This is a genomic window from Brachybacterium sp. SGAir0954 (genome assembly GCF_005490785.1).
Lineage (GTDB): Bacteria > Actinomycetota > Actinomycetes > Actinomycetales > Dermabacteraceae > Brachybacterium > Brachybacterium rhamnosum.
This window is the reverse complement of the sequence record NZ_CP027295.1, coordinates 1,150,187-1,174,956: the sequence shown is the minus strand read 5'-3', so window position 1 is coordinate 1,174,956 and position 24,770 is coordinate 1,150,187. Positions and strand designations below refer to the sequence as shown.

The 24,770-nt window shown below is 74.7% G+C and carries 21 protein-coding genes; 7 read left to right on the top strand and 14 right to left on the bottom strand.

The window, feature by feature from the left end:
- The first annotated feature begins 64 nt into the window (after positions 1-64).
- Positions 65-1,021, top strand: coding sequence for a LysR family transcriptional regulator (locus C1N80_RS05100; RefSeq protein WP_240811240.1), 957 nt, complete (start codon positions 65-67; stop codon positions 1,019-1,021).
- Here C1N80_RS05100 and C1N80_RS05095 read toward each other — a convergent pair whose 3' ends face one another.
- On the bottom strand, positions 1,022-1,534 hold the full coding sequence (locus C1N80_RS05095) for a DUF456 domain-containing protein (protein WP_137769790.1): 513 nt from the start codon (positions 1,532-1,534) through the stop codon (positions 1,022-1,024).
- Positions 1,535-1,613: 79 nt separating this feature from the next.
- Positions 1,614-2,606, bottom strand: a complete 993-nt coding sequence (locus C1N80_RS05090; protein WP_137769789.1) for a beta-ketoacyl-ACP synthase III — start codon at positions 2,604-2,606, stop codon at positions 1,614-1,616.
- A 133-nt stretch (positions 2,607-2,739) separates the two neighbouring features.
- On the opposite strand from C1N80_RS05090, the gene C1N80_RS05085 reads away from it, so the two are divergent.
- Entirely contained in the window at positions 2,740-3,417 is a 678-nt protein-coding gene (locus C1N80_RS05085) for a VanZ family protein (protein ID WP_137769788.1), read from the top strand.
- A gap of 54 nt (positions 3,418-3,471) precedes the next feature.
- Here the strand turns inward: C1N80_RS05085 and C1N80_RS05080 are convergent, their stop codons facing one another.
- Complete coding sequence (locus tag C1N80_RS05080; protein WP_137769787.1) at positions 3,472-3,702, bottom strand: AzlD domain-containing protein; 231 nt, start codon at positions 3,700-3,702, stop codon at positions 3,472-3,474.
- Positions 3,703-3,801: 99 nt separating this feature from the next.
- Between C1N80_RS05080 and C1N80_RS15410 the strand changes: the two genes are divergently transcribed.
- On the top strand, positions 3,802-4,002 hold the full coding sequence (locus C1N80_RS15410; protein WP_168198025.1) for an Lrp/AsnC ligand binding domain-containing protein: 201 nt from the start codon (positions 3,802-3,804) through the stop codon (positions 4,000-4,002).
- A gap of 18 nt (positions 4,003-4,020) precedes the next feature.
- On the opposite strand, the gene C1N80_RS05070 is transcribed toward C1N80_RS15410, so the two are convergent.
- The 3 genes from C1N80_RS05070 to C1N80_RS05060 all read right to left on the bottom strand — a co-directional run bounded on the left by C1N80_RS05070 (position 4,021) and on the right by C1N80_RS05060 (position 9,196).
- Positions 4,021-7,149 carry an AAA family ATPase gene (locus tag C1N80_RS05070; RefSeq protein ID WP_137769785.1) on the bottom strand — a complete coding sequence of 1,043 codons (3,129 nt, stop codon included), beginning with the start codon at positions 7,147-7,149 and terminating at the stop codon, positions 4,021-4,023.
- Positions 7,146-8,303: an exonuclease SbcCD subunit D gene (locus C1N80_RS05065; RefSeq protein WP_137769784.1), complete on the bottom strand. Its 1,158-nt coding sequence runs from the start codon at positions 8,301-8,303 to the stop codon at positions 7,146-7,148. The genes C1N80_RS05070 and C1N80_RS05065 overlap by 4 nt, the downstream gene beginning before the upstream one ends.
- A gap of 65 nt (positions 8,304-8,368) precedes the next feature.
- The gene (locus tag C1N80_RS05060; RefSeq protein WP_137769783.1) at positions 8,369-9,196 is read right to left on the bottom strand and encodes a Cof-type HAD-IIB family hydrolase; all 828 of its coding nucleotides are present in this window, start codon (positions 9,194-9,196) and stop codon (positions 8,369-8,371) included.
- A 78-nt stretch (positions 9,197-9,274) separates the two neighbouring features.
- Between C1N80_RS05060 and C1N80_RS05055 the strand changes: the two genes are divergently transcribed.
- The 3 genes from C1N80_RS05055 to C1N80_RS05045 all read left to right on the top strand — a co-directional run bounded on the left by C1N80_RS05055 (position 9,275) and on the right by C1N80_RS05045 (position 12,485).
- A complete protein-coding gene (locus C1N80_RS05055; protein WP_137769782.1) occupies positions 9,275-10,825 on the top strand; it encodes an NAD(P)/FAD-dependent oxidoreductase in 1,551 nt (516 codons plus the stop codon).
- A 144-nt stretch (positions 10,826-10,969) separates the two neighbouring features.
- Positions 10,970-11,665 (top strand): hypothetical protein, encoded by a 696-nt coding sequence (locus C1N80_RS05050; RefSeq protein ID WP_137769781.1) that lies wholly within the window; start codon positions 10,970-10,972, stop codon positions 11,663-11,665.
- Positions 11,666-11,738: 73 nt separating this feature from the next.
- Complete coding sequence (locus C1N80_RS05045) at positions 11,739-12,485, top strand: class I SAM-dependent methyltransferase (RefSeq protein WP_137769780.1); 747 nt, start codon at positions 11,739-11,741, stop codon at positions 12,483-12,485.
- 4 nt (positions 12,486-12,489) lie between these two features.
- On the opposite strand, the gene C1N80_RS05040 is transcribed toward C1N80_RS05045, so the two are convergent.
- The 5 genes from C1N80_RS05040 to C1N80_RS05020 all read right to left on the bottom strand — a co-directional run bounded on the left by C1N80_RS05040 (position 12,490) and on the right by C1N80_RS05020 (position 20,315).
- Positions 12,490-13,149, bottom strand: coding sequence for an SRPBCC domain-containing protein (locus tag C1N80_RS05040; RefSeq protein WP_137769779.1), 660 nt, complete (start codon positions 13,147-13,149; stop codon positions 12,490-12,492).
- A 1-nt stretch (position 13,150) separates the two neighbouring features.
- Positions 13,151-13,510 carry a helix-turn-helix transcriptional regulator gene (locus C1N80_RS05035; protein WP_137769778.1) on the bottom strand — a complete coding sequence of 120 codons (360 nt, stop codon included), beginning with the start codon at positions 13,508-13,510 and terminating at the stop codon, positions 13,151-13,153.
- A gap of 38 nt (positions 13,511-13,548) precedes the next feature.
- Positions 13,549-14,865, bottom strand: a complete 1,317-nt coding sequence (locus C1N80_RS05030) for an APC family permease (RefSeq protein ID WP_240811239.1) — start codon at positions 14,863-14,865, stop codon at positions 13,549-13,551.
- Positions 14,866-14,934: 69 nt separating this feature from the next.
- Complete coding sequence (locus tag C1N80_RS05025) at positions 14,935-17,646, bottom strand: ExeM/NucH family extracellular endonuclease (RefSeq protein ID WP_137769777.1); 2,712 nt, start codon at positions 17,644-17,646, stop codon at positions 14,935-14,937.
- 116 nt (positions 17,647-17,762) lie between these two features.
- Positions 17,763-20,315: a 5'-nucleotidase C-terminal domain-containing protein gene (locus C1N80_RS05020; RefSeq protein WP_137769776.1), complete on the bottom strand. Its 2,553-nt coding sequence runs from the start codon at positions 20,313-20,315 to the stop codon at positions 17,763-17,765.
- Positions 20,316-20,783: 468 nt separating this feature from the next.
- Between C1N80_RS05020 and C1N80_RS05015 the strand changes: the two genes are divergently transcribed.
- Positions 20,784-22,166, top strand: a complete 1,383-nt coding sequence (locus tag C1N80_RS05015; protein WP_137769775.1) for an NAD(P)/FAD-dependent oxidoreductase — start codon at positions 20,784-20,786, stop codon at positions 22,164-22,166.
- Between the two features lie 87 nt (positions 22,167-22,253).
- On the opposite strand, the gene ribH is transcribed toward C1N80_RS05015, so the two are convergent.
- Genes ribH through C1N80_RS05000 form a run of 3 tightly spaced genes read right to left on the bottom strand, consistent with a single transcriptional unit; the run spans position 22,254 to position 24,732 of the window.
- Entirely contained in the window at positions 22,254-22,721 is a 468-nt protein-coding gene (gene ribH, locus C1N80_RS05010) for a 6,7-dimethyl-8-ribityllumazine synthase (RefSeq protein ID WP_137769774.1), read from the bottom strand.
- A complete protein-coding gene (gene ribA / locus C1N80_RS05005; RefSeq protein ID WP_137769773.1) occupies positions 22,718-24,109 on the bottom strand; it encodes a GTP cyclohydrolase II in 1,392 nt (463 codons plus the stop codon). Before ribA ends, ribH begins: the two co-directional genes overlap by 4 nt.
- Positions 24,106-24,732: a riboflavin synthase gene (locus tag C1N80_RS05000; RefSeq protein WP_137771657.1), complete on the bottom strand. Its 627-nt coding sequence runs from the start codon at positions 24,730-24,732 to the stop codon at positions 24,106-24,108. Before C1N80_RS05000 ends, ribA begins: the two co-directional genes overlap by 4 nt.
- Between the last annotated feature and the right edge of the window lie 38 nt (positions 24,733-24,770).

Here is a 24,770-nt window from a genome sequence, read left to right as displayed (position 1 = left end):
TATGACGCGCTGTTTCAGAAATCCAACAGCATGGACCGATGTGCGTCATGAGGAGGACCGATCAATGGATCTGCGGCAGATGGAGTACGTGCTCGCGCTCTCCGAGGAGCGCCACTTCACGCGGGCCGCGGCCCTCACCGGGGTGTCGCAGTCGGGGCTGAGCAGCGCCATCCGCAGCCTCGAGTCGGAGCTCGGCACGCCGCTGTTCGACCGGACCACGCGCCGGGTGGAGCTCACCGCGGCCGGGGAGGCGCTGCTGCCGCACGCCCGGGCGATGGTCGACGAGGCGGCCCGCGCGCGCGACGCCGTGGTGCGCTCGACCCGGACGGTGAGCGGCTCCCTGCGGGTGGGGGCCGAGCAGTGCCTGGGGCTCGTGGACGTCTCCACGCTGCTCGAGCGCTTCCACCGCCGCTACCCGGGCGTCGCCACGGAGTTCGCGCAGTCCGGCTCCCACGAGCTCGTCGACGCGGTGCGCGGCGGGACCCTCGACGTCGCCTTCGTCGCGACCACGCGCCCGCCGACCTCCCTGCGCCACCAGCCCCTGGGCGGGGAGCCGCTCGTGCTCGTCGTCCCCGCGGACAGCGACCTCGCCTCGCGCACGCCCCTGCGCTGGAGCGACCTCGCGGGCCGCGACTTCGTGGACTTCAGCCCCTCGTGGGGTGTGCGCACCCTCAACGACGAGCTGCTCGCCGCGCATGCGGTGACGCGCCGCGTGCGCTGCAGCGTGAACGACGTCCACACCCTCCTCGACCTCGTCTCCCGCGGCCTGGGCGTGGCGATCGTCCCCCGGCACGTGGCGGCCAAGCCGCAGGCGGCGACGCTGCGCACGATCCCGCTGCCCGGAGCGGAGTCCCCGGAGTGGACGGTGGGGGCGGTGAGCCCGATCAGCCCGCGCGCCGACGTCCCCGCCGTGCTGCTGCTCGAGCTGCTGGGGACCCCCTCCCCCGGCACGGCCGAGGCGGAGGCAGGGACCGCGGCGACCCCGCCGCCGGGGGCGCGGCCGCTCGTCCCGCTGGGGTGATCAGCGGGTCACGAAGTGGACCGTCACCGCGATCGCGAAGGTGATCGTGGAGAGCATCGCGAGCGAGAACTCCACGAGGATCCCCGTGCCCAGCGCCTTCACGGCGACCCAGGCGCTGGTCAGGCCGCGGCGTGCGTCCTTCAGACGCAGCGCCTCGGAGACGTACAGCCCGACGATGAAGCCGATCGGCAGGCCCAGGAACGGGATCACGAAGATGCCGACGATGCCCGCCGCGATGCCGACGAGCAGCGGCCAGGTGGGTACCTCGTGCGCCTTCAGCCTCCGTCCCGTGAGCACGTAGCTGCAGGTCATCCCGATCGCGCCGAGCACCAGCACGATCGCGAAGGCGACCCAGGCCGGCCAGCCGCCGATGACGATCGCCCAGACGAGAGTCGAGATGACGATGAGGATCGTGCCCGGCAGCACCGGCACGATGATCCCCATGAGCCCCACCGCGTAGGCGAGGGCGACGAGCACGGTCACCACGACCTGGACGGTCAGCGAATCGACCACGGGGACCTCCGGGTGCGGGGACGGACGGGCGAGCAGCGGGCGGGCGCCATCCTATGCGGCCGCCCCGGACGGGCCCGGGTCAGGGCAGGCGCACGACCTGACCGGCCCAGGAGAAGCCGCCGCCGAAGCCGACGAGCAGCGCGGTCGCCCCGGAGGGGATCCGGCCGGCCTCGCGGAGGCGGGAGATCGCGAGGGGGATCGTCGCGGCGGAGGTGTTGCCGGAGGTGACGATGTCGTCCGCGACGATCGCGTCCTCCCGCAGGTCCAGCGCGGCGGCGAGCGGCTCGATCATCCGCAGGTTCGCCTGGTGGGGCACGAACACGTCGATGTCCGACATGGTCAGGCCGGCGGCCTCGACGATGCGGCGGGAGATCTTCGGGGCCTCGCGCAGCGCCCAGCCGAGCACCTTGCGCCCCTCCTGCGCGAAGGCGGGGCCCTCGCCGTTGATGGTGACGGCGTCCGCGAGCTCGGGGACGCTGCCCCAGACGACGGGCGAGATGGTGGGCTCGTCGCTGGGGCGCAGGACCATCGCGCCGGCGCCGTCGGCCGTGAGGATGCACGTGGTGCGATCGGTGTAGTCGGTGACCTGGGAGAGCTTCTCCGCACCGATGACGAGCGTGGTGGTCGAGGTGCCGGAGCGGATCGACATGTCCGCCACGGCGAGCGCGTGCTCGAAGCCGGAGCAGGCGGCGCCCACGTCGAAGGAGGCGGGGTCCGTGAGGCTCAGCAGCTGGGCGACGCGGCCCGCGGCGCTCGGGGAGCGCTCGAGGTTCGAGCAGGTGGCGACGATGACCTGGGTGACCTCGGAGGGGTCCACGCCGGCGTCGGCGAGGGCCATCCGGCCGGCCTCCGCGGCGAGGTCCGCGACGTCCTGGTCCTCCGCGGCGATGCGGCGCTCCTCGATGCCGGTGCGCTGGACGATCCACTCGTCGCTCGTCTCGACGAGCTTCTCGAGGTCCGTGTTCGTCATGACGCGCTCGGGCCGGTAGTGGCCGGTCCCGACGATCCGGGAGCCCGCCGCGGGGGCGGGGTGGGCGAAGGCGCGCGGGGCGGCGCCGGGCGTGGTCGTCATGGTGGCTCCTGCCGTCGGGGGGACGAGGAGATCGTAGAACCCTGCGCGCCCGGGCGGGCGGGGACGCCCACCCGGTGTGAGCTACCTCGGGCCCGCGGGCCAGTTCCCAGCGGGCGGTCGTAGCGTGCCCGGCGTGAACGAGCTGGTGCGACTGGCCCTGGTGGGCGTGGTGGGCGGCCTCGGGGTGTTCGTGCTGATCAGCCCTGTGGCCGTGCTGCTGCAGCGCCGTCGGTTCGGCCGCTGGCGCCCCCTGCGCCTGATCGGCGTCGCCGCGATCTGCGTGTACACGATGGCGCTCGCGGGGCTCACCGTCGCCCCCGCCTACGAGGTCGCCGTCACCTGCAGCCGGCGCGTGGGCGGGGAGCTGCGCGCGGTCCCCTTCCACGCGATCACGCAGATCATCGACACGTACAGCGCGGGGACGACCGGCATCGGCCTGCTCATCGCCTGGCCCACGCTGCAGCTGATCGCCAACATCGTGCTGTTCGTGCCGCTCGGCGCGATCCTGCGCGGCGTGTTCCGCCTCGACGTGACGACGGCGCTCGCGATGGGCGTCATGCTCTCGGTGCTCATCGAGGCGACCCAGTACACGGGCGCCTGGGGCCTCTACCCCTGCGGGGTGCGGATCGCGGACATCGACGACGTCTTCTCGAACTCGCTCGGCGCATGGATGGGCGCGATGCTCGCCCCGCTGCTCACGCGGCTCGGGGTGCCGCTGTTCGGCCGTGAGGAGCGGCACTGGTCGCGCACCGGCGAGATCGATGTCCTCGAGGACATCGCCGGGCGGGGCGACTCCGGGCGCCGGCGCTGAGCTGCTGACCGTCGGAGCTGACGGACTGCCGGGTCGCGGACCCGTCCCCCCCCCTCAGGCCAGGTTCACGAGCAGCACGAAGGTCGCCGTCCCCGCGCCGATCGAGCTGCGCAGGGTCGACACGGCGAGGATCGCGAGGATCCCCACCGGCATCCAGCGGGACATCTGCGCGACCAGCGGCGAGTCGCGCAGCGGCTGCAGGATCACGAAGGGCACGGCCCGCAGGGCGAAGGTGATGCCGAAGCCGATCACCATCACGGCCAGGAGGTAGGTGGTCTCCGACATGCGCGGCCTCCGGGTCCGACGGGTCGTGCGGGTCCTGCGGGTCCTGCGGGGCCGACGATCGTCGAGCGCTTCGAGACGACGATCCAGGGCTTCGACGAGGTGGTCGAGCTGTACCGCCTGTTCGGCTCGCCCGACCACTGCGTGCGCGTGGCCGTCGCAGGCCTCGAGGCGTACGAGCACGTCCTCACCGAGGAGGTCATCGCGATCCCGGGCGTCTCGAAGATCTCCTCCCGCTTCGCGATGAAGGTGCTGAAGAGCTGGCGGCCCACGGCGGCCGTCCCTGCCGCCGCGAAGCGCTGAGCGGCAGGGACCGGCCGCTCAGGCGGTGATCGTGAGCGTGGATCGGCTGCCCTCCCCGCGGCGCACGTGGATCTGCTCGGCGACCTGCGCCTTCATGTCGCCGACGTGGCTGACGATCCCGATGGTGCGGCCGCCCTCCGCGAGGCGCCCGATCTCGCGGACCACGGTCTCGAGCGTCTCGGGGTCCAGGGAGCCGAAGCCCTCGTCGATGAAGAGGGTCTCCATCTGCACGCCGCCCGCCTCCCCCATGACGATGTCCGCGAGGCCCAGGGCGAGTGCGAGAGAGACGAAGAAGGTCTCGCCGCCGGAGAGGGTCTCGGGCACGCGCACCTGATCGGTGCGGCGGTCCATGACCAGCAGGTCCAGTCCCGTCTTCCGGGCGCCGCGGGCGCCGGTGTCGCGCAGCAGCTCGAGCTCCGACCCGGAGAACAGGGCCAGGCGCGCGTTGGCCGCCTCGACCACGGCGTCGAGCCGCCACTTGAGCACGTAGGTGGACAGCTGCACGCGCTCCCCGTCGGCAGAGCGGCCGGTCGCGAGGTCGGCGACGCGCACGATCACGCCGGCGCGCTCGCTCACGCTGCGCACCTCGTCGATCGCCCGGTCGAGGGCGGTGCGGGCGGTGCGGCCGCGCTCGGCGACCGCCTCGAGGCGCGCCGCGGCGGCGCCGTCCTCCCGGGCGGCAGCCTGGGCGACGGTGAGGGCCTGCGCGGTCGCGGTGACCGCGGCCCGTGCCTCCTCGAGGGCGGCGTCGGTCGTCGGGGCGTCGCCGACGCCCTCCTCGGCCAGGCCGTCGGCGAGGCGGGCCTCGTCCACGGCCCGGGCCTCGAGGAGCGTCGCGAGGCGCCTGCGCTCGGCGGGCTCGAGCACGGCGGCGCGGGCCTGCTCGTCCGTGGCGATCGCGGCGGCGGCGAGGGCACGGGTGGATTCCTCCTCCGCCTCGCGGGCCCGCTCCTCGGCCTCGGTGCGGGCGCGCAGGGCGTCGCGCAGCGTGGTCGCGGCGGCGGCGCGGGCGAGGTGCGCGCGGCGCCGGTGGCCGACGCTGCCGTCCTCCCCGCGGGCCTCGACGATCCGCTCCCGGTCCGTCCCGATCGCGGTCGCGGCGGCCTCGAGGGCCGTCTCCGCGCGGGAGAGGGCGAGGGCGTCCGCCTGGCCGCGCCGGGTGAGCTGCTCGGTCTCGGCATCGTGGGCGGTGATCCGCTGCTCGAGCCGGGAGGCCGTCTCCTGCGCCTCCTGCGCGGCCTGCACCCGGGTGGTCGCGGCCTCGAGGGCGGCGCGGGCGGCGTCGGGCTCGAGCTCACCGGCGGCCTCGCGCAGGCGCGCGAGCTTCTCCTCGGCGAGGGCGTGGGCCTGCTCGGCGCGGGAGCGTGCGGCCTCCGCCTCGACCCGGGCGGCCTCCGCGGCCTCGACCTGCTCGGGGCTCACGGCGTCCTTCGCCGGGTCCGCGCGGTGGGGGTGCTCGAGAGCGCCGCACACGGGGCACGGGTCCCCGTCCTCGAGGGCGACGGCGAGCTCGGCGGCGATCCCGGCGTAGCGACGGCGACGCAGCGCGGACTCCGCCTCGGCGGCGGAGGAGGCCGTGGCCAGTGCCTTCTTCTGAGTCTCCAGAGCGGTCTCGACGGCGGCGGCCTGCTGCTGCGCGGCGCGGGATGCGGTCGCCTGCTCCGTCGCGGCGGCCTGCGCGAGCCGCGCATCGGCGAGGCCGGCGGCGCGGGTGCGGGCCTCGTCCCGCGCGGTGACGAGCTCCTCCCGGGCGGCGGGCCGCGCCTCGAGCAGAGCGGTGGCCGAGGCCAGGGCGGTGCGCGAGGCGGCGATCCGCTCGCGCTCCTCGTCGAGGGCCTTCTCCCGGGCGGCGAGCCCCGTCTCGAGGGCGACGAGATCGGCGAGGGCGCCGGCCGCGGTGGTCGACTCCTGGACGGCGGCGGCGAGGGCGGCGTCCGCCTCCGCGGCCCGGGAGCCGCCGGCCGTCCCGTCGGTCCCGGCGGCGCCGTCGGCCCTGTCGGCCCCGTCGGGCAGCAGCGCGAGCAGGTCGGGGCGCTCCTCGCCGGTGCGGGCGGCGAGGTCGGCGAGCGCCTCGATCGCGGCAGCGGCGCGGGCGCGGGCCTCCTCGCGGCGCCCGAGCGCGCCGACGACCGGCCGGGCCGCCTCGTCACGGGACAGGGCGGTGCGTGCGCCGTCGACGGCAGGCTTCTGCTCCTCGAGCCGCGCCGCGAGCGTCCGCAGCTCGCGGCGGCGGTCGATGCGGCGGGCGGCGAGGGCGGCGGCCTCGGCGGCGGTGCGCGCCGCCTGCTCCGCCTGCTGCGTCGCGGCCGCGCGGGCCGTGGCCTCCTGCGCGCGCGTCGTGACGCCGGCGAGGGCGGCGTCGGCCCCCTCGGCGAGCGCCTCCGGGCGCAGGGCCTGCGCCTGCCCGGTGAGGGCCGCCTCCTGCTCCCCCTCGACGCCGGTCGCCTCGACGAAGCGGGCGAGCGCCCGGCCGAGCGTCTCCCTCGCGGCGGTGACCTGCTTGTTCGCATCGACACGCATCTCGGCGAGGCGCTTCTCGACCTGCTCGTACAGCTCGGTGCCGAAGACCCGCTGCAGCACCTGCTGACGCTCGGCCGTGCCCGCGCGCAGGAAGCGGGCGAACTCGTTCTGGGGCAGCAGGACCGTCTGCGTGAACTGCTCGCGGCTGAGGCCCACGGCGCGCTGGATCTCGCGTCCCACCTCGTCCATGCGGGTCGCGACGGCCTCGAGGCCCGCGCCGGCGCCGGCGGAGTCCTCGACCACGGCGGGGATGAGCTCGGGCGAGCCGATCCGCCAGAGCACGGCCTTGGCCTGCTCCTTGGTGGTGCCCGTCCCACGCTGCTTGGTGCGCTGGAACTCGGGGCTGCGGCGCACCCGGAAGATCCCGGCGCCGGTCTCGAACACGAGGTCCACGACGCTCGGCTCGGTGGGGCCGGCGAACTGGGAGCGGATGCGGTCGGTGCTCGTGGCGCTGCCGGCGACCTGGCCGTAGAGGGCGTAGACGATCGCGTCGAGGATCGTGGACTTGCCGGAGCCGGTGGGCCCCTCGAGCAGGAACATGCCGCTCGCGCCGAGGGCGGCGAAGTCGACGTCGACGGTGCCGGCGAAGGGGCCGATCGCGGTGAGGCGCAGGTGGTGGAGCTTCACGAGGCGGCCTGCTCCCGGCGCACGTGCGCATAGGCCTGCTCGAGCACGTCGTGCTCCGCGGGGCTCGGGGCGCCGCCCGTCGCGTCGGTGAGGAACTGGTCCATGACCTCGAGCGGATCCGCCTCGCGGCGCACCACGGGGGCGGCGGCGCCCTGCTCGCGACCCTCGGGCGCGTACTCGGTGAGCAGCAGTTCGGGGAACGCCTCCCGCAGCCGCTCCTGCAGGTGGGCGGGACGGGCGGGGTCCGTGACGACGGCCTTGACCCAGTCCCCGCCGTGCTCCTCGCCCTCGGCGAGGATCTCCTCGAGCGTGCCGCGCAGCTCGGTGAGGCGCCGCGGCACGGGGGTCGCGAGGCGCTCGACCTCGACCTGCCCCCGCTCCCCCAGCTCCACGAGCAGCACGGCCTTGCGGTGGCGGCGCTCGGAGAAGGAGAAGGCGAGCGGCGACCCGGAGTACCAGGCGGGGGCGCCGACGGTCGCCGTGAGGTCCTGGCAGCCGTGGAGGTGGCCGAGCGCGAGGTAGTCGATGCCGCTCAGCACCCCGGCGGGAACGGAGTCCACGCCGCCCACGGAGAGGTCCCGCTCGGAGTCGCTGCCCTCGCCGCCGGTGACGAAGGTGTGGGCGAGGACCACGGTGCGCGCCCCGGGGTGCGCGGCCGCCCGCTCCCGCACCCGGTCCAGGGCCGTGCGCGTGACGGCCTCGTGGCTGCGGGCGAGCGGCGCCTCCTCCCGGCCGACGAGCGCGGTGCGGGCGACGTCCGGCTCGAGGTAGGGCAGGCCGAAGAAGAGCACCTCGCCGTACTCGTCCTCGACGCTCACCGGGTGCTCGATGCCGGGGAGGTCGGTGAGCAGGTGGATACCCGCGCGCATGAGCTCACGGCCGAAGCCGAGACGGTCCGCGGAGTCGTGGTTGCCGGGCGTGATGATCACGGTGGTGTGCTCGGCCATGCGCGCGAGCGCCCGGTCCAGCAGCCGCACGCTCGAGACGGCCGGGACCGCGCGGTCGTAGACGTCGCCGGGGACGACGACCACGTCCACGGCGCGCTCGACCACGGTCTCCACCACCCAGTCCAGGAACGCGGCCTGGTGCTCGTGCAGGTCGACCTTGTGCAGGGTGCGGCCCAGGTGCCAGTCCGAGGTGTGCAGGATCCTCATGCCCCTGAGCCTACGAGCGGGGGCCGACGACCGAGGACCACCGCCACCGCTGTGGACGGCCCGTCTCAGCGCCCGAAAGCACCGCCGGCCAGCAGGCGCTCGAGGACCCGCGCGACGCCGTCGTCCTCGTTGCTCGCGGTGACCTCCGCCGCGACCTCCCGCACCTCGCCCGCGGCGTTGCCGACGGCCACGCCGTGCCCCGCCCACGCGACCATGTCGCGGTCGTTCGGGGCGTCACCGAAGGCCAGCACCTCCTCCCGTGCCACGCCCAGCGCGTCGCACAGCCGGGCGAGCGCGGCACCCTTCGTGATCCCGGCGGGCTGCACCTCGAGGAACGGCGCGCCCGAATGGGTGAGCTCCACGCCCTCGACGCCCAGCGACCGCGCCGCCTCGAGCAGGGCGTCGGCCGGCAGCGCGGGGTGGCGGGCGAGGAACTTCAGGCTCGCCGTGCCGGTGACGAGGTCCCACCCGGCCGGGATCATCGTCGCCGGGTCGCGCTTGTGGTCGGCGTAGCGCACGCCGGCGATGTAGTCCCGCTCGGCGACGAACACCTCGCCCCGGTCCCGGACGCTCGCGAACAGCACGCCGGGGACCGCCCGCCGGAGGGCGTGGGCGAGCTCCCGCTGCGCGGCCACGGCGACCGTCTCCTCCCAGAGCGTCTCCCCCGTGCCCGGGTCCACGCACAGCGCCCCGTTGCTGCACAGCACGCGGCCCTCGATCCCCGCCGCTGCCGCGATCGCCCGCACGCCGATCGGCTGCCGGGCGGTCACGGGGATCACCGCCGCGCCGGCGGCGCGCACCGCGTCGAGGGCGGCGCGGGTGCGGGGCGCCACGGACCCGTCGTCGCGGAGCAGGGTGCCGTCGAGGTCGGAGGCGACGAGTCGGAAGGTCACCCTCGGAGAGTACCGGCGTGCTCTGTCCCCCTTCGCCGCACCCCACCACGGGCCCGCCGACGCGCGTAGCGTGACGCCATGAGCACCGCCGCGCAGGGCCCGTCCACCACCACCGCCGCCGAGAGCACCACCCCCGAGGATCGCCCCGACCCGCAGACCGTCACCGCGGACGTCGTCGTGATCGGCGGCGGCCCGGTGGGCGAGAACCTCGCCCAGTACGCGATCGAGGGCACGGACCTCACCGCGGTGATCGTCGAGCGCGAGCTCATGGGCGGGGAGTGCTCCTACTACGCGTGCATGCCCTCCAAGGCGCTGCTGCGCCCGATCGACGTGGCCCACACCGCCGCGCACCTGGACGGGCTCACCACCCCGCGGATCGAGCCGGCGGGTCTGCTCGCCCGCCGCGACGCCTGGGTCTCCGGCTACGACGACGCCGGCCAGGTCTCCTGGGCCGAGGGCGCGGGGATCCGCGTGGTGCGCGGGCACGCCGTGCTCACGGGCGAGCGGGAGCTGCGGGTGGGGCCCGGCGAGGGTTTGGCGGCGGGCGCCGATGCGGTCACCGTGCGCGCCCGGCGCCGGGTCGTCATCGCGACCGGCTCGGCCCCCGTGATCCCGGAGGCCTTCACGGGCCTCGAGCCGTGGACCTCGCGGGATGCGACGGGCGTGGTCGAGGTCCCGGCCTCCCTCGCGATCGTGGGCGGCGGCGTGGTCGCGGTCGAGGCGGCGACCTGGATGGCGGCGCTCGGCAGCGAGGTGACCGTGATCGTGCGGGGCGAAGGCCTTCTCGGCGCTGAGGAGCCCTTCGCAGGCATCCACGTGCGCGAAGCGCTCGAGGCCGCGGGCGTCACCGTCCTCACCGGGACCACCGTCGCGTCGGCACGGCGCGAGCGGGCGGAGGCGACGGGCCTGGGCCGCGTGCACGGCGGCGAGGTGACCCTCGAGCTGAGCGGCGGCGACGCGGTAGGCGAGGCGCGCACGCTCACCGCCGCCGAGGTGCTCGTCGCGACGGGGCGCCGCCCGCGGCTGGACGACGTGGGCCTGGACGCCCTCGGCCTCACCCCGCAGGACGTGACCTCCGGCGGCCTGCCGTCGTGGCTCGCGGCCGTGGGCGACGCGAGCGGGGAGGCGCCGCTGACGCACTGGGGCAAGTACCGCGCCCGCGTGCTCGGCGCCGCTATCCGCGCGGAGGCGCTGCGCGAGCAGGGGCAGCCCGACCGGGCCGACGGGGCCGACGGGACGGGGCCGGTCCCCGAGGAGGTCCCCGTCCCGCAGGTGATCTTCACCGACCCGCAGGTGGCCCGCGTGGGGCTCACCGAGCGGGCCGCGTGGGAGGCGGGCCACGAGGTGGTCACGGCGCAGGTGCCCTTCACCGGCGCCGCCGGCACGGCCCTGCTGCGGGACGACGCCGCCGGGACCGCGCAGATCGTCGTCGACGCCGCCACCCGGACCCTGCTCGGGGCGACGCTCGTGGGCCCCGAGGCCGGGGAGCTGATCCACGCCGCGACCGTCGCGATCGTGGGCCGGGTGCCGGTCAGAGTGCTGCGGCACGCGGTCGCCAGCTACCCGTCGGCCTCGGAGATCTGGCTGCGGCTGCTCGAGGAGCTCCCCCGCGAGTACCGGGTGCGCTGAGGGGCGACCAGGGTCGGTGGCGGCGGCTCCGCCCGCTCCGACCTTCGGACAGGATGAGCCCGTGGCCCTGGCCATCGGCGGCGCGACCGGGTGGGATGGGAGCGGCCCTCCCCCGGGCCCCGCCCCCACCATCGGAGCTCCGTCATGTTCGACAAGCACCGCCGACGACGCCGCGAGCGCCGCGTGCGCCCCGGTGACGGCCGCGCACTGAAGCCCTTCCGCACCTGGCAGCTGCTGCATCGGACCCTGTTCCACCTCGACCTCGAGGAGCCCGACGGCGCCGTGCACCGCTACGGGGTGGACGTGCACCACCTCGCGGACGAGCTCTCCGGGAGCCTGGACCCCGAGGAGAAGGAGCCCACTCCCCCGATGGCGCTGTACCGCGACGGCCGCCGCACCCACGTGGCGAATCCGCCCGCCGCCTTCCCCGTGCCCGGCGGGGTGATCGAGGTGGCGCGCACCAGCTACGGCCTCTCCCGCATGCACCACGTGCCCGACGGCGGCGAGGCGCGACTGCTCACCCCGCACCCGCGCTCAGCCGAGGGGCTGCGGGCGCGGCTGGGTCGGCGCTTCCCGCTCGCGAGCCGGATCCTCGGTGCCGTTGCGATCGTGGTGCTGCTGGTGAGCCTCGCCGTGACGATCCCGCAGATCGTGGAGCTCGTGACCTCGGTCGAGGTGATCGCGGCGCGCGTGGGCACCTTCACGTCCCCGATCAGCCTGAGCGCCGAGCTGAACACCGCGCTCGTCGTCGCGGGCGCCCTCGCCGCGACCGAGCGGGCGCTCACGCTGCGCAACCACTGGCTCATCGACGCGGACACCACCTGGACGAGCTTCACCTGACGTGGGCCGTCCACAGCAGCGCGGCCCAGAAAACCGCTGGTCACCTGCCGGGCGGGCACCCTAGCCTCGCCCCATGAGCACCGCCGCCCCGGACCCCGCTCCGGATCAGATCTATGCCGACCCCCGACTCGCCGCCTGCTACGACACCTTCGACGGCGAGCGCGACGACCTCGACCACTACGAGGCGCTGATCGACGAGCTCGGCGCCCGCACGATCGTGGACGTGGGCTGCGGGACCGGCTCCCTCGCGGTGCGGCTCGCCGCGCGGGGTCTGACGGTGACCGGGGTGGACCCGGCCGCGGCCTCCCTCGACGTCGCCCGGTCCAAACCCCACGCCGAGGCGGTCACCTGGATCCACGGCACCGCCCCGGACCTCCCGCCGCTCGGCGCGGATCTCGCGGTGATGACCGGGAACGTCGCCCAGGTGTTCCTCACGGACGAGTCCTGGCTGCGCACGCTGCGAGGGATCCGCGCCGCCCTGCGCCCCGGCGGATGGTTCGTCGCGGAGTCCCGCCGGCCGGAGCGGCGGGCCTGGGAGGATTGGCAGGCGGACACGGATCCGCAGGTGCACGAGGTGCCGGGCGTGGGCCGTGTGCGCAGCCGTGCGCGGTCGGTCGAGGTGGCGCTGCCGCTGGTGACCTTCACGGACGACTTCCGCTTCGAGGACGGCACCACGCGCTCCTCGACCTCGACCCTCCGCTTCCGCGAGGAGGCGGAGCTGCGTGCCTCCCTCGCGGAGGCCGGTCTCGAGGTCCGGGAGATCCGGGAGGCGCCGGACCGGCCGGGCCGCGAGTACGTGCTGGTCGCCCGCGCGGTCTGAGCTCTCAGGCCCCGGTGCCCGTGTAGAAGCCGTAGGTCGCGTCGGCGTTGCGCTGGGCGACCTCGGGGTCCTCGCCGGAGGCGGTGTGGGCGACGGCCCAGCCGTCGGCCGCGCCGCGATAGAAGGAACGTCCCTCCTCGGTGCCGGCCCAGGCCTCCGCCTCCGACGGGGCGAGCGAGCCCTCGACGGCGCCGAGGTGCAGGGAGAGGCCCAGCAGGCCGCCGTCCCAGCCGACGCCGGTCGCGCCGGGGCCGAAGGTCTCCCACATCTCCGCGGGGACGTCGGCGACCGTGCTGCTGTGCTCGAGCTCGAAGCGGGTGGACTCCTCGGAGACCGCCTCGAGGCGCACGGTCACCCAGGAGACGCTGCCCATGGCCTCCCAGCTCACGGAGTAGGCGGCGGCGCCGTCGGCCGGGGGCTCGCAGCTGAGCACCTCACCGCCGGCCTGCCCCTCGAACTGGTAGCGGCCGCCCTCGCGCAGCTCGCCGGAGATCGGGAGGAACCAGCGGGCGATGCGCTCCGCGGTGGTGACGGCCTCCCAGACGTCCGCGAGGGCGGCGGGGTAGTCCTGCTCGAGGGTCTGGACGTGCTGGGGCTCGCCGTCGCGCTCCTCGACGCGGTAGGCACGGCTGACGGAGGCGAGCTGGGTGGGGACGTCGACCATGTCAGGTCTCCTTCTCGTGGGGTGGGGTCGCGAGGCGGCGCTGCCGCTTCCCGCGGGCGATCTCGGTGCCGAGCGCGTCGAGCTTCGGGAGCCAGAAGCGTTCGAAGGGGGTGAGCCACTGCCGGGCCTCGGCGGGCCCGCGCGGGTCCACCGCGTAGAGGCGGCGCCTGCCCTCGGGGCGGACGCTCGCGAAGCCGTGCTCGCGCAGGACCTTCAGGTGCTGGGAGACGGCAGGCTGGCTGATGGCGAACTCCGCCTGGACCACCTCGCCGATCTCGCCCGCGCTGCGCTCCCCGCCTGCGGCGAGGAGCTCGAGGATCCGTCGCCGCACGGGGTCGCCGAGGACGTCGAGCGCGTGCACGCGGCCATCCTGCCCACCCCCGTCATATAAGTCAACGCTTAATCAGTGCGGGAACGGACCAGCAGCCGCACCAGGATCCCGGTGGCCACCACGCCGAGACCCGCGAGGAGCGTCGGCCACGGGAGCGCGGCGACGAGCAGCACGCAGCCCGCGAGCCCCACGACCTGGAGCGCCCGCGGGAACAGCCGGTCGTCACCCCTCTGGGTGAGCGCCGCCGCGTTCGCGACCGCGTAGTACAGCAGCACACCGAAGGACGAGGCCGCGACGGCCGTGAGCGCGCTCGGCACGAGCAGCACGAGCGCCACGACGAGCGCCCCGACCGTCACCTCCGCCCGCCACGGCACCTCGAAGCGCGCCGAGACCGCCGCGAGCGGGCGCGGGAGATCTCCCTCGCGCGCCATCGAGAGCATCGTGCGGGAGACCCCGGCGACGAGCGCGAGCAGGGAGCCCGCCGCGGCGGCCGTCGCCCCGACCGTCACGACGAGCGTCCACCCACCGCCCGCACCGACGGCGTCGAGCGCGGTGACGAAGGGCGCCGCTCCCCAGCCGGTCCCGCCCGGAGCGGGACCGACGAGCACGAGCAGCACCGCGAGCAGCATGTACAGCGCGAGCACGATGCCGAGGGCCAGCAGGATCGCCCGCGGGATGGTGCGGCGCGGGGCGGTGACCTCCTCCCCCAGCGTCGCGACCCGGGCGTAGCCCGCGAAGGCGAAGAACAGGATCGCCGCGGCCTGCAGCACCGCGAGGACCACGCCGAGGGTGCCGTCCGGCACGTCCGCGAGCGGTCCCGGGACCGCCGCCGCGAGGCCCGTGGCCGTGGTCCCGCCGGTGGCCACGGCGTCCCCCTCGGCCGCTCCCCCGGCCTCCCCCGCGCCGTCGGCCCCGATGGCGGGCCCGGTGAGGACGCCCGCGGCGAGGCGGCCCGCGGTGAGCAGCAGGGCGGTGACCGCGACGGCGACGAGCACCCGGGCGAGCGCCGCCGTGCGGGTGACGCCCACGAGGTTCACCGCCGTGAGCACGAGGACCACGCCCGCGGCGACCGGCCGCCGCCAGACCTCCTCCGGCACCAGGTACGCCGCGACGACGAGCGCCATCGCCGCGCAGGAGGCCGTCTTGCCGATGACGAAGCACCAGCCGGCGAGGAAGCCCCACCCGTGCCCCAGCTGCTCACGCCCGTAGACGTAGCTGCCGCCGGAGGTCGGGTAGCGAGCGGCGAGCTGGGCGGTCGAGGTGGCGTTGGCGAGCGCGACGACGGCCGCGAGCAGCAGCGCCGCGAGCACGGCGGGACCGGCGAGATCCGCCGCGGCACCGAGCGAGACGAAGACGCCCGCGCCGATCATCGCGGCGAGGCCCACCACCACGGCGTCGGCGAGGCCGAGGCGCCGCGAGAGCGCCCCGGCCTCAGCACCGGTCGAGGTCAGGGCTCAGCCCTGCCGGCCCTTGCCCTTCCCGATGCCGCTGTTGCTGCCACCGGGCGTGCCGTTGTTCTTCCCGGGGCCCTTGTTGTCGTTGTCCCGGCCCTTGCCGTTCCCGTTCCCGTGGCCGTTGCCGTTGCCGTTGCCGTTCCCGTTCCCGCCGCCGGAGGCCGGGGCGAACTCGGCGTCCAGGCCGGTGATCATCGGGTTGTGGTCCGAGGAGGCGAAGGGGCCCTCCTGGTACAGCTCGGTGACGTTGGTGTTCGCGCGGCTGTACAGCGCGAGCGGGGACTCGGCGCCGTTGATGGACCAGTCCGTGGCGCCGGTGATCCGCTCGCGGGCGGAGTCGTTGGCGAGCACGTGGTCCAGGGAGCCGGTCATGCCGTCGAAGCTGTAGGACCAGCCGTCCTCGTCGAAGGTGGAGCCGAGGTCCGTGTAGCCGGCCTCGTAGAACACCTGCAGCGGGTCCTCCTGCGTGTAGGCGTTGAAGTCGCCGCCCAGCAGCACGTCCTCGACGCCGAGCGCCTCCTGCTGCTCCTGCACCCACGTGTTCAGGGCGTTCGCCTGCGCGAGGCGGGAGGTGCGGGAGTTGCCCTGCACCGGATCCGCGGGGAGGGAGGCGTCCGCGGCGTCCTTCGAGCCCTTGGACTTGAAGTGGTTCACGGCGAAGAAGAACGGCTCGCCCTGCACGGCACGGCCCTTGCTGTCCTCGCCGACGGGCGCGAACACCTGGCCGAGCGGCTCACGGGCATTGGCGAAGGCCGGATCCTCGGCGAGCACCACGGCATCGCCCTGCGGGGCGGCCGCGGCGGGCTTGTAGATCAGGGCGCTCGAGATGACGTCCTGGCCGGCGTCGGATCCGGCGGCCTCGTAGGCCGCGGCGGTGGGCACGTACGCCCAGGTGCCGGCGCCGTCCTTCTCGTTCAGCGCGGCGACGAGGGTCGCGGTGGCCTCGTCGGCCTCCTCCCCGAGGCGCGCGGAGTTCTCGATCTCCATGAGGCCCACGACGTCGAGGCCGGAGGTGGAGATCGCGTCGACGATCTTGGACTGCTGGCGGTCGAGGTCGTCCTGGCCCCAGGCGCCGCGCGGGTCGCAGCCGCCGCGCACCGAGGTGCCCTCGCCGGCGCGGTCGGTGTACGGCTCGCAGCCGGGGGTGTCCTCGCCGAGGGTCGTGAGGTAGTTGAGCACGTTGAAGGTGCCCACCTGGAGGTCGCCGCCCACCTCGTCGGGCGTCGCCTGGCGGGTGTCCTCGAAGCTGATGCCGTCGGTCGCGGAGGACTCCCACGGGGTCGTGGGCTGGAGGCGCCAGGTGTCGAAGGAGTAGGAGAGCACGACGGGCTCCTCGAAGCCGACGCCGGCGCCCACGCGCACGGGCTCCTCGGTGGAGAGGTAGGACATCGGCACGTCCGTGGCGGTGGAGAAGTTCGTGGTCTTCCCGTCGTCCAGCAGGATCATGTCGTCGAGCTGCTGCTGGTAGAGGGCGGTCGCCTCGGCGCCGGGGCGCAGGGTCTCCGCGGGCTGGCGGTAGGCCTGGTCGCCGATCGCGAGGCCCACCTCGCCGTACTTGTTCGTCTCGTAGACGTCGGTGACGGTGAGGTCGCCCTCCGCGGGCAGGATCAGCATGCTCTCGAGCCGCTCGCGCTGCTCGGGATCGGTGGGGAACCCGCCGGTGAGGACGGCCGGCTCGACGGGCGCGAGCTCGGCGTCCGGGGTGGTGAGGCCGCCCGCGGCGACGGAGATCTGGGTCGCGTCGTAGTACTCGGAGACCTGACCGGTGACCTTGACGCCCTGCCCGATCTCGACGTCGCCGACGGTGGCGGGCGAGTGCACGAACAGGCCCTGCGAGGCCTCCGCGGTGGCGGGGTCGATGTCGCCGCCGGTGCCGCCGGTCTGGATGACGTAGCCGTTCAGGCCGCCGGTCGCGTAGACGGCGGTGACGACGCCCTCGGTGGTGACGGTGGTCCCGGCGAGCGGGGAGGCCGCGCCGGTGCCCTGGATCTCCGCGATCGGGACGACGGCGCCCGGCTCGACGGGGTCCGTCGGGTCCGTCGGATCGGTCGGGTCCATCGGGTCCGCCCCGGAGGGCTGCGGGGTGGGGGCGCCCGTGGTGAAGTCCGCGGCGTTGTCCCCGGTCTCCGCGGTGCGGGAGACGGAGGTGGCGTTCGTGGTCGCCGCGGCGGGGGCGGTGCCCGCATAAGTCGCGGCGCCGCCCCAGCCGAGCAGGTCGACGACGGCGGTCTCGCCCGCGCAGGTCTCGAACTGGCAGGTGAGGGTGCCGCTCGCGTTCGACAGCGCGACGACGCCGCCGGTGCCGGAGAGGGCGAGGCTCCCGGTCTGGTCCGGGGTGGGCAGCGCCTCGGTGCCGCCGCTGCCCTGGGCGAGCTGGACGAGGAAGGTGCCGCCCGCGGGGACGGTGCCGGTCAGCTGGAGCGTGTTCCCGGCGGAGAACGCGCCGGCCTTCGCGGCGTACTGCAGGGACCAGCCGGCGAGGCTGATCGGCGCGTCGGAGGTGTTGCGCAGCTCGACGAAGTCGTGGGTGTACGTGGCGCCGGAGTTGCCGCCGCCGCCGTAGACCTCGCTGATGCGGAGGTCGCCCGGGGGCAGCAGATCGGCGGCGCGGGCCGGGGCGTCGAGGGCGGGCACGAGGCCGGCGCCGAGGGCGAGGGCGGCGGCGCCGCAGGCGAGGCGGCGCAGCGGGAGGAGGGTGCGGGCGGGGCTCATGGGGGCTCCTAGCAGGGGGACGCAGCGGAGGGGGATGAGGCGGGGGTGAGGCGTGGGACAGGGCGGGTCCCCGGGGGCGGGCGTGACGGCCCACCCCCGGGGACCCGAGGAGGAGGTCAGTCCTCGACGTACTCGATGCCGGCGTCGTCCATGCGGTGCATGAACGCGGCCATCGCGTCACGCTTCATGGGGTTCAGCGGGCGGTACGTGCCGTCGCTCCAGCCGGTGGAGATGCCGGTGGACTGCAGCCAGGCGATCTCCTTGGCGTACTTGCGCGAGGCGGAGACGTCCTCGAAGGGGCCCTTGACCGGGTCCGAGTAGCGGGGCTCGCCGGCGTAGCGGTACAGGAACGCGGCCATCGCGTCACGGGCGATCGGGGTGGTGGGGCGGAAGGTGCCGTCGCTCCAGCCGGTCGTGATGCCCTGCTGCTGTGCCCACACGATCGCCGTGTAGTGCTGGTCCGTGGGCTTCACGTCCGTGAACGGGGACGTCTCGGGCAGGGTCACGGCCGGCTCGCCCGCCATGCGGTAGAGGAAGGCTGCCATCGCGTCGCGGTTCACGTCCTGCAGCGGGCGGTAGGTGCCGTCGCTCCAGCCGGTGACGTAACCCTGGGCGGCGGCCCAGGTGATGTCCTCGGAGAACTGCATGCCCGCGGGCACGTCGGAGAAGGAGACCGGCTCCGTCTCGAGCGTGATCGGGAAGGTCACCGAGGTGCCGGTCACCGGGACGGCGGTGACGGTGCCCTCGTGCTCACCGGCGGGGAGGGTGACGCGCACGTCGGCGCCCCACTGGCCGTCCTTGTTCTGCTTGTACGGGGCGGAGAAGGTCTCGCCGTCGATCTCGAGCGTCGCCGTGCTGATCTGCGGGGCACCGAGGGAGCGGGACTCGAGGCCCGTCAGGCGCACGATCGAGGAGCCGGTGCCGGCCGTGATCTGCACACCGATGCCGCGCTGGGAGTAGTCGGCCTTGAGGCCGCGGTGCTTGCCGAGGTAGCTGATCCACGCGTCACGGTCCAGCAGGCCCGTGTCCTTGGTGTTCGTTCCCTTGGCGAAGGTGTGGAAGTTGTCGCCGCCGGCCACGAGGAAGCTCGCGGCGACGAGGCTGTAGGAGGCCTTCGGGTCCAGGGGCTTCCCGTCGATGCTGACGGAGGTGATGTGCTCGCCCTGCGCGGCGGACTCGTCGAAGGTGTAGTCGACGTTGCCCGAGAGGCCGAGCTGCAGGTAGCCGCGGGAGGGGACGTTGCCGTCCGCGTCGAGCTGCCACTGCTCCTCGAGGAGGTCCTCGAACTGGGCGCCCGTGAGGGTCGTGGTGGAGAGGTTGTTGACGAAGGGGACGATGTTGTTCGCCTCGCCGTAGGTGACCACGCCGTTGCCCTCGTCGCCGGAGGGAGCGTAGGCGAGGTTGTCGCGCACGCCGCCGGGGTTCATGACGCCGATCGTTGCGCGGTCCCCGGAGTAGGAGTCCTGCTGGGTGGCCCAGACCATCGAGTCGGCGAGCTCGTCGGAGAGCGCCGAGGAGCTCCCGCGGTCGTCGCCGCGGCCGGTGTAGCCCTTCTTCTTCGTCCAGACGCCGTCGACGTACTCGGCGCCGTCGGGCGCGTAGGCGGTGGTGACGTCGGTGTCGATGTCGCCCACCTCCTTCTTCGCGGCCTCGGCGCCGGCGGCGGCAGCGTCGTCCGCGATCGTCGCGGCGGTGTCGTAGGCGGCGTCGCCCGCGCAGGCCTCGAGGTCCGCGCCCTCGGTGGGGACGAGCGCGGTGGCGTCGGCGACGACGTCCCAGTCGCCGTCGGAGGCCTTCTCGAGGGTGACCTTGCCGAGGTTCTCGCCGTAGGAGCCGGTCTGCACGACGGGCCGGGTCTCGCCGGACTCGCCGGGCACGGCCGCCTGGTAGACGTAGGACTGGTGCGTGTGGGCGGTGAAGATGACGTCCGCCTCGGCGGTGGTGTCGTCGATCAGGTGCGTGAAGACGGGCGTCGGGGTGGGGGCGCTGCCCGGCTCGGAGGAGCCGGAGGAGCCCTCGTGGTACTCGACGGCGAGCACGTCGTACTGCTCGCCGGAGGCCTTCAGCTCCTCGATCGCGGCGTTCACGCCGTCCACCGGATCGCCGAACTCGACGCCCTGCAGGCCGGCCGGGGACGTGAGCCCCGGGGTCTCCTGGGTGACGGCGCCGACGACGGCGACCTTCACGTCACCGGCGTCGACGATCGCGTAGGGATCGGTCGTGGCCTTGCCGTCCTTGGTGACGTTCGCGGCGAGGTAGGGCCAGTCCGCCCGCTCCTGCACGCGGGTCGTGAAGTCGTCGTAGCCCTTGTCGTACTCGTGGTTGCCGGCGGCCGACGCGCCGAGGCCGAGGGCGTTCAGGTAGTCGATCGTCGGGTTGTCGTCGTCGATGTAGGACGCGAACTCCGAGGCGCCGATGTTGTCCCCCGCGGAGAGCAGCGCCGAGTTCGGCGCCGCCTTCTCCTCGGTGACGACCGTGCACGCTAGGTCCTTCGCGGTCGAGGAGATCCGGCCGTGGAAGTCGTTGATGTTCAGCAGCGTCACCTGGTCGCCCGTGCCCGCGGCGAGGGCGGGGACGCCGGCGCCGAGGAACGTGGTGAGGGAGACGGCGGCGATGCCGAGCCCGGCGGCGGTGCGGCGGGCGAGTCGGCGCGAGACCGAGGGGGTCATGGAGATGCTCCTGGCGCGGGGAGAGACGGGGGACGGGAGGGGGGCGGCACCACGGCGGCTGTGGCGTGGGCCTCGTCCATTCAAGCCGCCCGCGCGTCTCCCCGGATCCGTTCGCCGAGGTGGTGACCGGAGCGTTATCAAACGTTCGCCCGGATGCCGCCTTCACGACGCCCTGGGGTCGCGGTCGGCGCCCGTCGCGATTCCCGCGGGGCCGCCGCGACCGGGGCGCCGGGCATCGCGGGCCCCCGCGTCCGTCTCCTCAGCCACATCCCGGGCCTGCGAGGATGGGCGCGGGAGCCCGGATTGGGTAGCATCGATGCGACTTCCCGCGGATGGGCGTCCGGCGCCCCGTCCGTGGTGCTCCTGACCGCCGTCCCGCCCTACCGACCGTCACACCCCCTCGACGATGGGCCCGCCCGACGCGGCACGCTCGGACCGGCTCCCGCCGTCACCCAGAAGGAGCTCCCCATGGTGTTGCCGTTCCTGGCACGTCGTCCCACCGTCCCCGCGAAGGACGGCGGGAGCTGGCCCCACGTGGTGATCATCGGAGGCGGCTTCGCGGGGGCCAACGCGGTGCTGGGCCTGGCGGATTCCCGCGTGCGCGTCACCCTCATCGACCGCAACGTCTACAAGACCTTCCAGCCGCTGCTCTACCAGGTGGCGACCGCGGGCCTGAACCCGGGCGACGTCACGATGTTCCTGCGCGGCCTCTCGCTCAAGGTCCCCAACATGCGCTACCGCCAGGGCGAGGTCATCGGCGTGGACCCCGACCAGAAGGTCGTCACCGTCGACGAGGGCCAGCGCGGCGAGAAGCGCCTGCGTTACGACTACCTCGTGCTCGCCAACGGCGCCACGACCACCTACTTCGGCACGCCGGGCGCCGAGGAGCACGCGATGCCGATGTACACGCGCTCGCAGGCCATCGCGATCCGCGACCGTGTGTTCTCCGAGCTCGAGCGCGCGAGCCGCGCCCGCGACGGGGACGTGCTGCACGTCTCGATCGTGGGCGGCGGCCCCACCGGCGTCGAGATCGCCGGTGCGCTCGCCGACTTCCGCAAGCAGGAGCTGGACATCCTCTACCCGGAGCTCGACCCGGGCACCCTGAACATCCGCCTCGTGCAGCGCGGCGGCGAGCTCATCAAGGAGTTCCGCGAGGAGTTCCGCGAGTACGCGGCGCACGAGCTCGAGGACCGCGGCGTGCACCTGTGCCTGGGTCACGGCGTGAAGTCCGTGGGCTACGACTACGTGACCCTCGATGACGACACCGTCCTCGAGTCCGACATCACCATCTGGGCCGCGGGCGTCGCCATCGCGGACGTCGTGAAGACCTGGGGCCTGCCCCAGGACAAGCGCGGCCGCCTCGACGTCGACGAGAACCTCGAGGTCAAGGGCTTCCCGGGCGTGTTCGCCGCGGGTGACATCGCCGGTGGCGACGGCTCCCTCCCCCAGCTCGCCCAGCCCGCCATCCAGGCCGGCCGCGCGGTGGCTCGCGCGATCGCGGCCGACGTCGCCGGCAAGGTCAAGAAGCCCTTCCACTACGTCGACCTCGGCACGATGGCGACCATCGGCCGCCATGCCGCGATCACCGAGATGCCGGAGCTCCCGGGCGTCGGCTCGATCGGCCTCAACGGCACCGTCGGCTGGTTCGCGTGGCTCGGCGTGCACGTCACGAAGCTGCTCGGCCACCGCAACCAGCGCGCCGTCGCCATGAACCTGCTGTCCCTGTACAGCGGCACGCGCGCCACCCACCAGCCGAACCCGGTGGTGGGCGAGGTCGACTCGCTGCGCGCGGCCCGCGAGTTCGAGGAGCAGGCCCGGCACCGCAAGTTCGGCGCCGACCACCAGGCCTGAGCGCCCCACGACGGGGGCGGGAGCCGGGGCAGACGCCCTGGCCCCGCCCCCGTTCGCATGCCCGGGGACCGGTGCCGCCCGGCCGGCTCAGACGGTGGGGGCCGGGAGAGCGGCGAGCAGGGAGACGACGGCCTCCGCGGCCTCCGCCCCCTTGTCCTCGCTCGACCCGGGCAGCCCCGAGCGGTCGAGCGCCTGCTGTTCGTCGTCGCAGGTCAGGAGGCCGAATCCGACGGGCTTTTCCGTGCGCAGCGAGACGTCCATCAAGCCCTGGGTCGCGGCCTGGCACACGTACTCGAAGTGCGGGGTGCCGCCGCGGATCACGGTGCCGAGGGCGACGACGCCGTCCGCGCTCTCGGCGGCGCGGAGGGCTCCGAGCGGCAGCTCGAAGGAGCCGGGCACGCGCAGCAGCTCGTGGGTGGCCCCGGCGGCGTCGAGGGCGCGCTGCGCACCGGCGACGAGGGCGTCCATGATCGTGTCGTGCCAGCTCGCGGCGACGATGACGACGTGACGGCCGTGGCCGTCGGGGGTGAGGGCGGGGGCTCCGGCCTTGCTCATGAGTGGGGTCCTTCCGTGGTGGTGGTGGTGTCGGGTCGAGGGGTGTCAGGGGTGGTGGGGCTCGAGGATCCGGTGGGGTCGAGCAGCTCGGGCGGGAGGCGGTGGCCCATCTCCTCGGCCTTGGTGCGCAGGTAGGCGGTGTTCTCGGGGACCACGCCCACCACGAGCGGCGAGACCTGCTCGACGCCCACGCCGTGCTCGGTGAGCTGGGCGGCCTTGTCCGGGTTGTTGGTCAGCAGGTCCACGCGGGCCGTGCCGAGGTCCTGCAGGATCGCGGCGGCGGCGCCGTACTCGCGGGCCTCCGCGGGCCAGCCCAGCTCGAGGTTCGCGCTGACCGTGTCCCGCCCCTGGTCCTGGAGGGCGTAGGCGGCGATCTTCTCGGCGAGGCCGATCCCGCGACCCTCGTGGCCGCGCAGGTAGACGACCGCGCCGCCGTCGCGGGCGATCGCGGCGAGGGCGGCGTCGAGCTGGGGGCCGCAGTCGCAGCGCAGCGAGCCCAGTGCCTCCCCCGTCAGGCACTCGGAGTGCACGCGCACGGTCGTGACGGCGTCGGGCCCGATCTCCCCTGCCGCGAGGGCGAGGTGCTCGGCGCCGGTGCGGCGGTCGCGGTAGGCGTGCACGGTGAGCGCGCCGTGCCGGGTGGGCAGCTGGGCGGTGGCGACGCGGTGCACGCGCGGGGCGGGCTCCGCGGCGCCGGGCACGGGCGCGGCGGCGCGGGTCGCGGCGGTCGCCCGGGCGTCGAGGTCCGCTGCGAGGTCCGCGATCGTGAGGAGGGCGAGTCCGTGCTGCTCGGCGAGGCGCTCCGCCTCGGGCAGGCGCATGACCTCGCCGTCGTCCCGCACGAGCTCGCAGATCATGCCGACGGGCGGCAGGCCCGCGAGGCGGCACAGGTCCACGGCGGCCTCGGTGTGGCCGGGCCGCTCGCGCACGCCGCCGGCGACCGCGCGCAGCGGCAGCACGTGACCGGGGCGGATGAGGTCCTCGGGCCCGGCGTCGGCCGCGGCGAGGGCGCGCAGGGTACGGGTGCGGTCCGCGGCGGAGATCCCGGTCGTGACGCCCTGGGCGGCGTCGACGCTCACCGTGTAGGCGGTGCGCAGCGGGTCGCGGGTGCGCGGGACCATGAGCGGCAGCTCGAGGCGGTCGGCGAGCTCCGCGGGCAGCGGCGCGCACAGGTAGCCGGAGGAGTGCCGGACCGTCCAGGCGACCCAGTCGGGGGTGGCGAGGGCGGCGGAGAGGATGACGTCGACCTCGTTCTCGCGGTCCGCGGAGTCGGCGACGAGCACGGGGCGGCCGGCGCGCATCTCGGCGAGGGCGCGGGCGATGCGGGAGGAGCGCTCGTCGTCCGCGGGGGCGCCGTCGGCGGGGCTGGTCGTGCCGTGCTCGGTCATCGCCCCTCCCCCTCCGCGGCCACGTCGGCGGTGAAGCCGGTGAGGCGGGCGACGTAGCGGGCGATGACGTCGACCTCGAGGTTCACGGCGTCCCCCTCGCGGAGCGTGCCGAGGGTCGTCGCCTCGAGCGTCGCGGGGATGAGGGAGACGCCGAAGGAGTCCGCCCCGGCGGAGGTCACGGTGAGGGAGACGCCGGAGACGGTCACGGCGCCCTTCTCCGCGACGAGCGGCGCGATCTCCGCGGGCAGGGTGAACAGGAGGTCCTCCCAGCGCCCCTCGCCGCGGCGGGAGAGGAGGCGACCCACGCCGTCGACGTGCCCCTGGACGATGTGGCCGCCCAGGCGGGAGTCGGCGCGCAGGGAGCGCTCGATGTTGACGGGGGCGCCGGCGGCCTTCTCGCCGAGTGCGGTACGGCGCAGGGTCTCGGGGACGGCGTCCACGGCGAAACTGCCGTCGCCGGGGAGGTCCACGACGGTGAGGCACACGCCGTCGACGGCGATCGAGTCGCCGAGGCCGGCGTCGGAGGCGGCGAGCGGGCCGGTCAGGAGCAGCCGGGCGGAGCCGTCGGGCTGCGGGGTGAGGGAGGTGAGGGTGCCGATCTCCTCGACGATGCCGGTGAACATGGGGTCTCCTTCGGTGGGGTCGTGCGGGGCGGTGGTGG

Coding starts and splice junctions, on each gene's coding strand:
- C1N80_RS05100 (WP_240811240.1), top strand. CDS start 65: ATGGATCTGCGGCAGATGGAGTACGTGCTCGCGCTCTCCGAGGAGCGC.
- C1N80_RS05090 (WP_137769789.1), bottom strand. CDS start 2,606: ATGACGACCACGCCCGGCGCCGCCCCGCGCGCCTTCGCCCACCCCGCC.
- C1N80_RS05080 (WP_137769787.1), bottom strand. CDS start 3,702: ATGTCGGAGACCACCTACCTCCTGGCCGTGATGGTGATCGGCTTCGGC.
- C1N80_RS05065 (WP_137769784.1), bottom strand. CDS start 8,303: ATGAGGATCCTGCACACCTCGGACTGGCACCTGGGCCGCACCCTGCAC.
- C1N80_RS05055 (WP_137769782.1), top strand. CDS start 9,275: ATGAGCACCGCCGCGCAGGGCCCGTCCACCACCACCGCCGCCGAGAGC.
- C1N80_RS05050 (WP_137769781.1), top strand. CDS start 10,970: ATGTTCGACAAGCACCGCCGACGACGCCGCGAGCGCCGCGTGCGCCCC.
- C1N80_RS05045 (WP_137769780.1), top strand. CDS start 11,739: ATGAGCACCGCCGCCCCGGACCCCGCTCCGGATCAGATCTATGCCGAC.
- C1N80_RS05040 (WP_137769779.1), bottom strand. CDS start 13,149: ATGGTCGACGTCCCCACCCAGCTCGCCTCCGTCAGCCGTGCCTACCGC.
- C1N80_RS05025 (WP_137769777.1), bottom strand. CDS start 17,646: ATGAGCCCCGCCCGCACCCTCCTCCCGCTGCGCCGCCTCGCCTGCGGC.
- C1N80_RS05020 (WP_137769776.1), bottom strand. CDS start 20,315: ATGACCCCCTCGGTCTCGCGCCGACTCGCCCGCCGCACCGCCGCCGGG.
- C1N80_RS05015 (WP_137769775.1), top strand. CDS start 20,784: ATGGTGTTGCCGTTCCTGGCACGTCGTCCCACCGTCCCCGCGAAGGAC.
- ribH (WP_137769774.1), bottom strand. CDS start 22,721: ATGAGCAAGGCCGGAGCCCCCGCCCTCACCCCCGACGGCCACGGCCGT.
- ribA (WP_137769773.1), bottom strand. CDS start 24,109: ATGACCGAGCACGGCACGACCAGCCCCGCCGACGGCGCCCCCGCGGAC.
- C1N80_RS05000 (WP_137771657.1), bottom strand. CDS start 24,732: ATGTTCACCGGCATCGTCGAGGAGATCGGCACCCTCACCTCCCTCACC.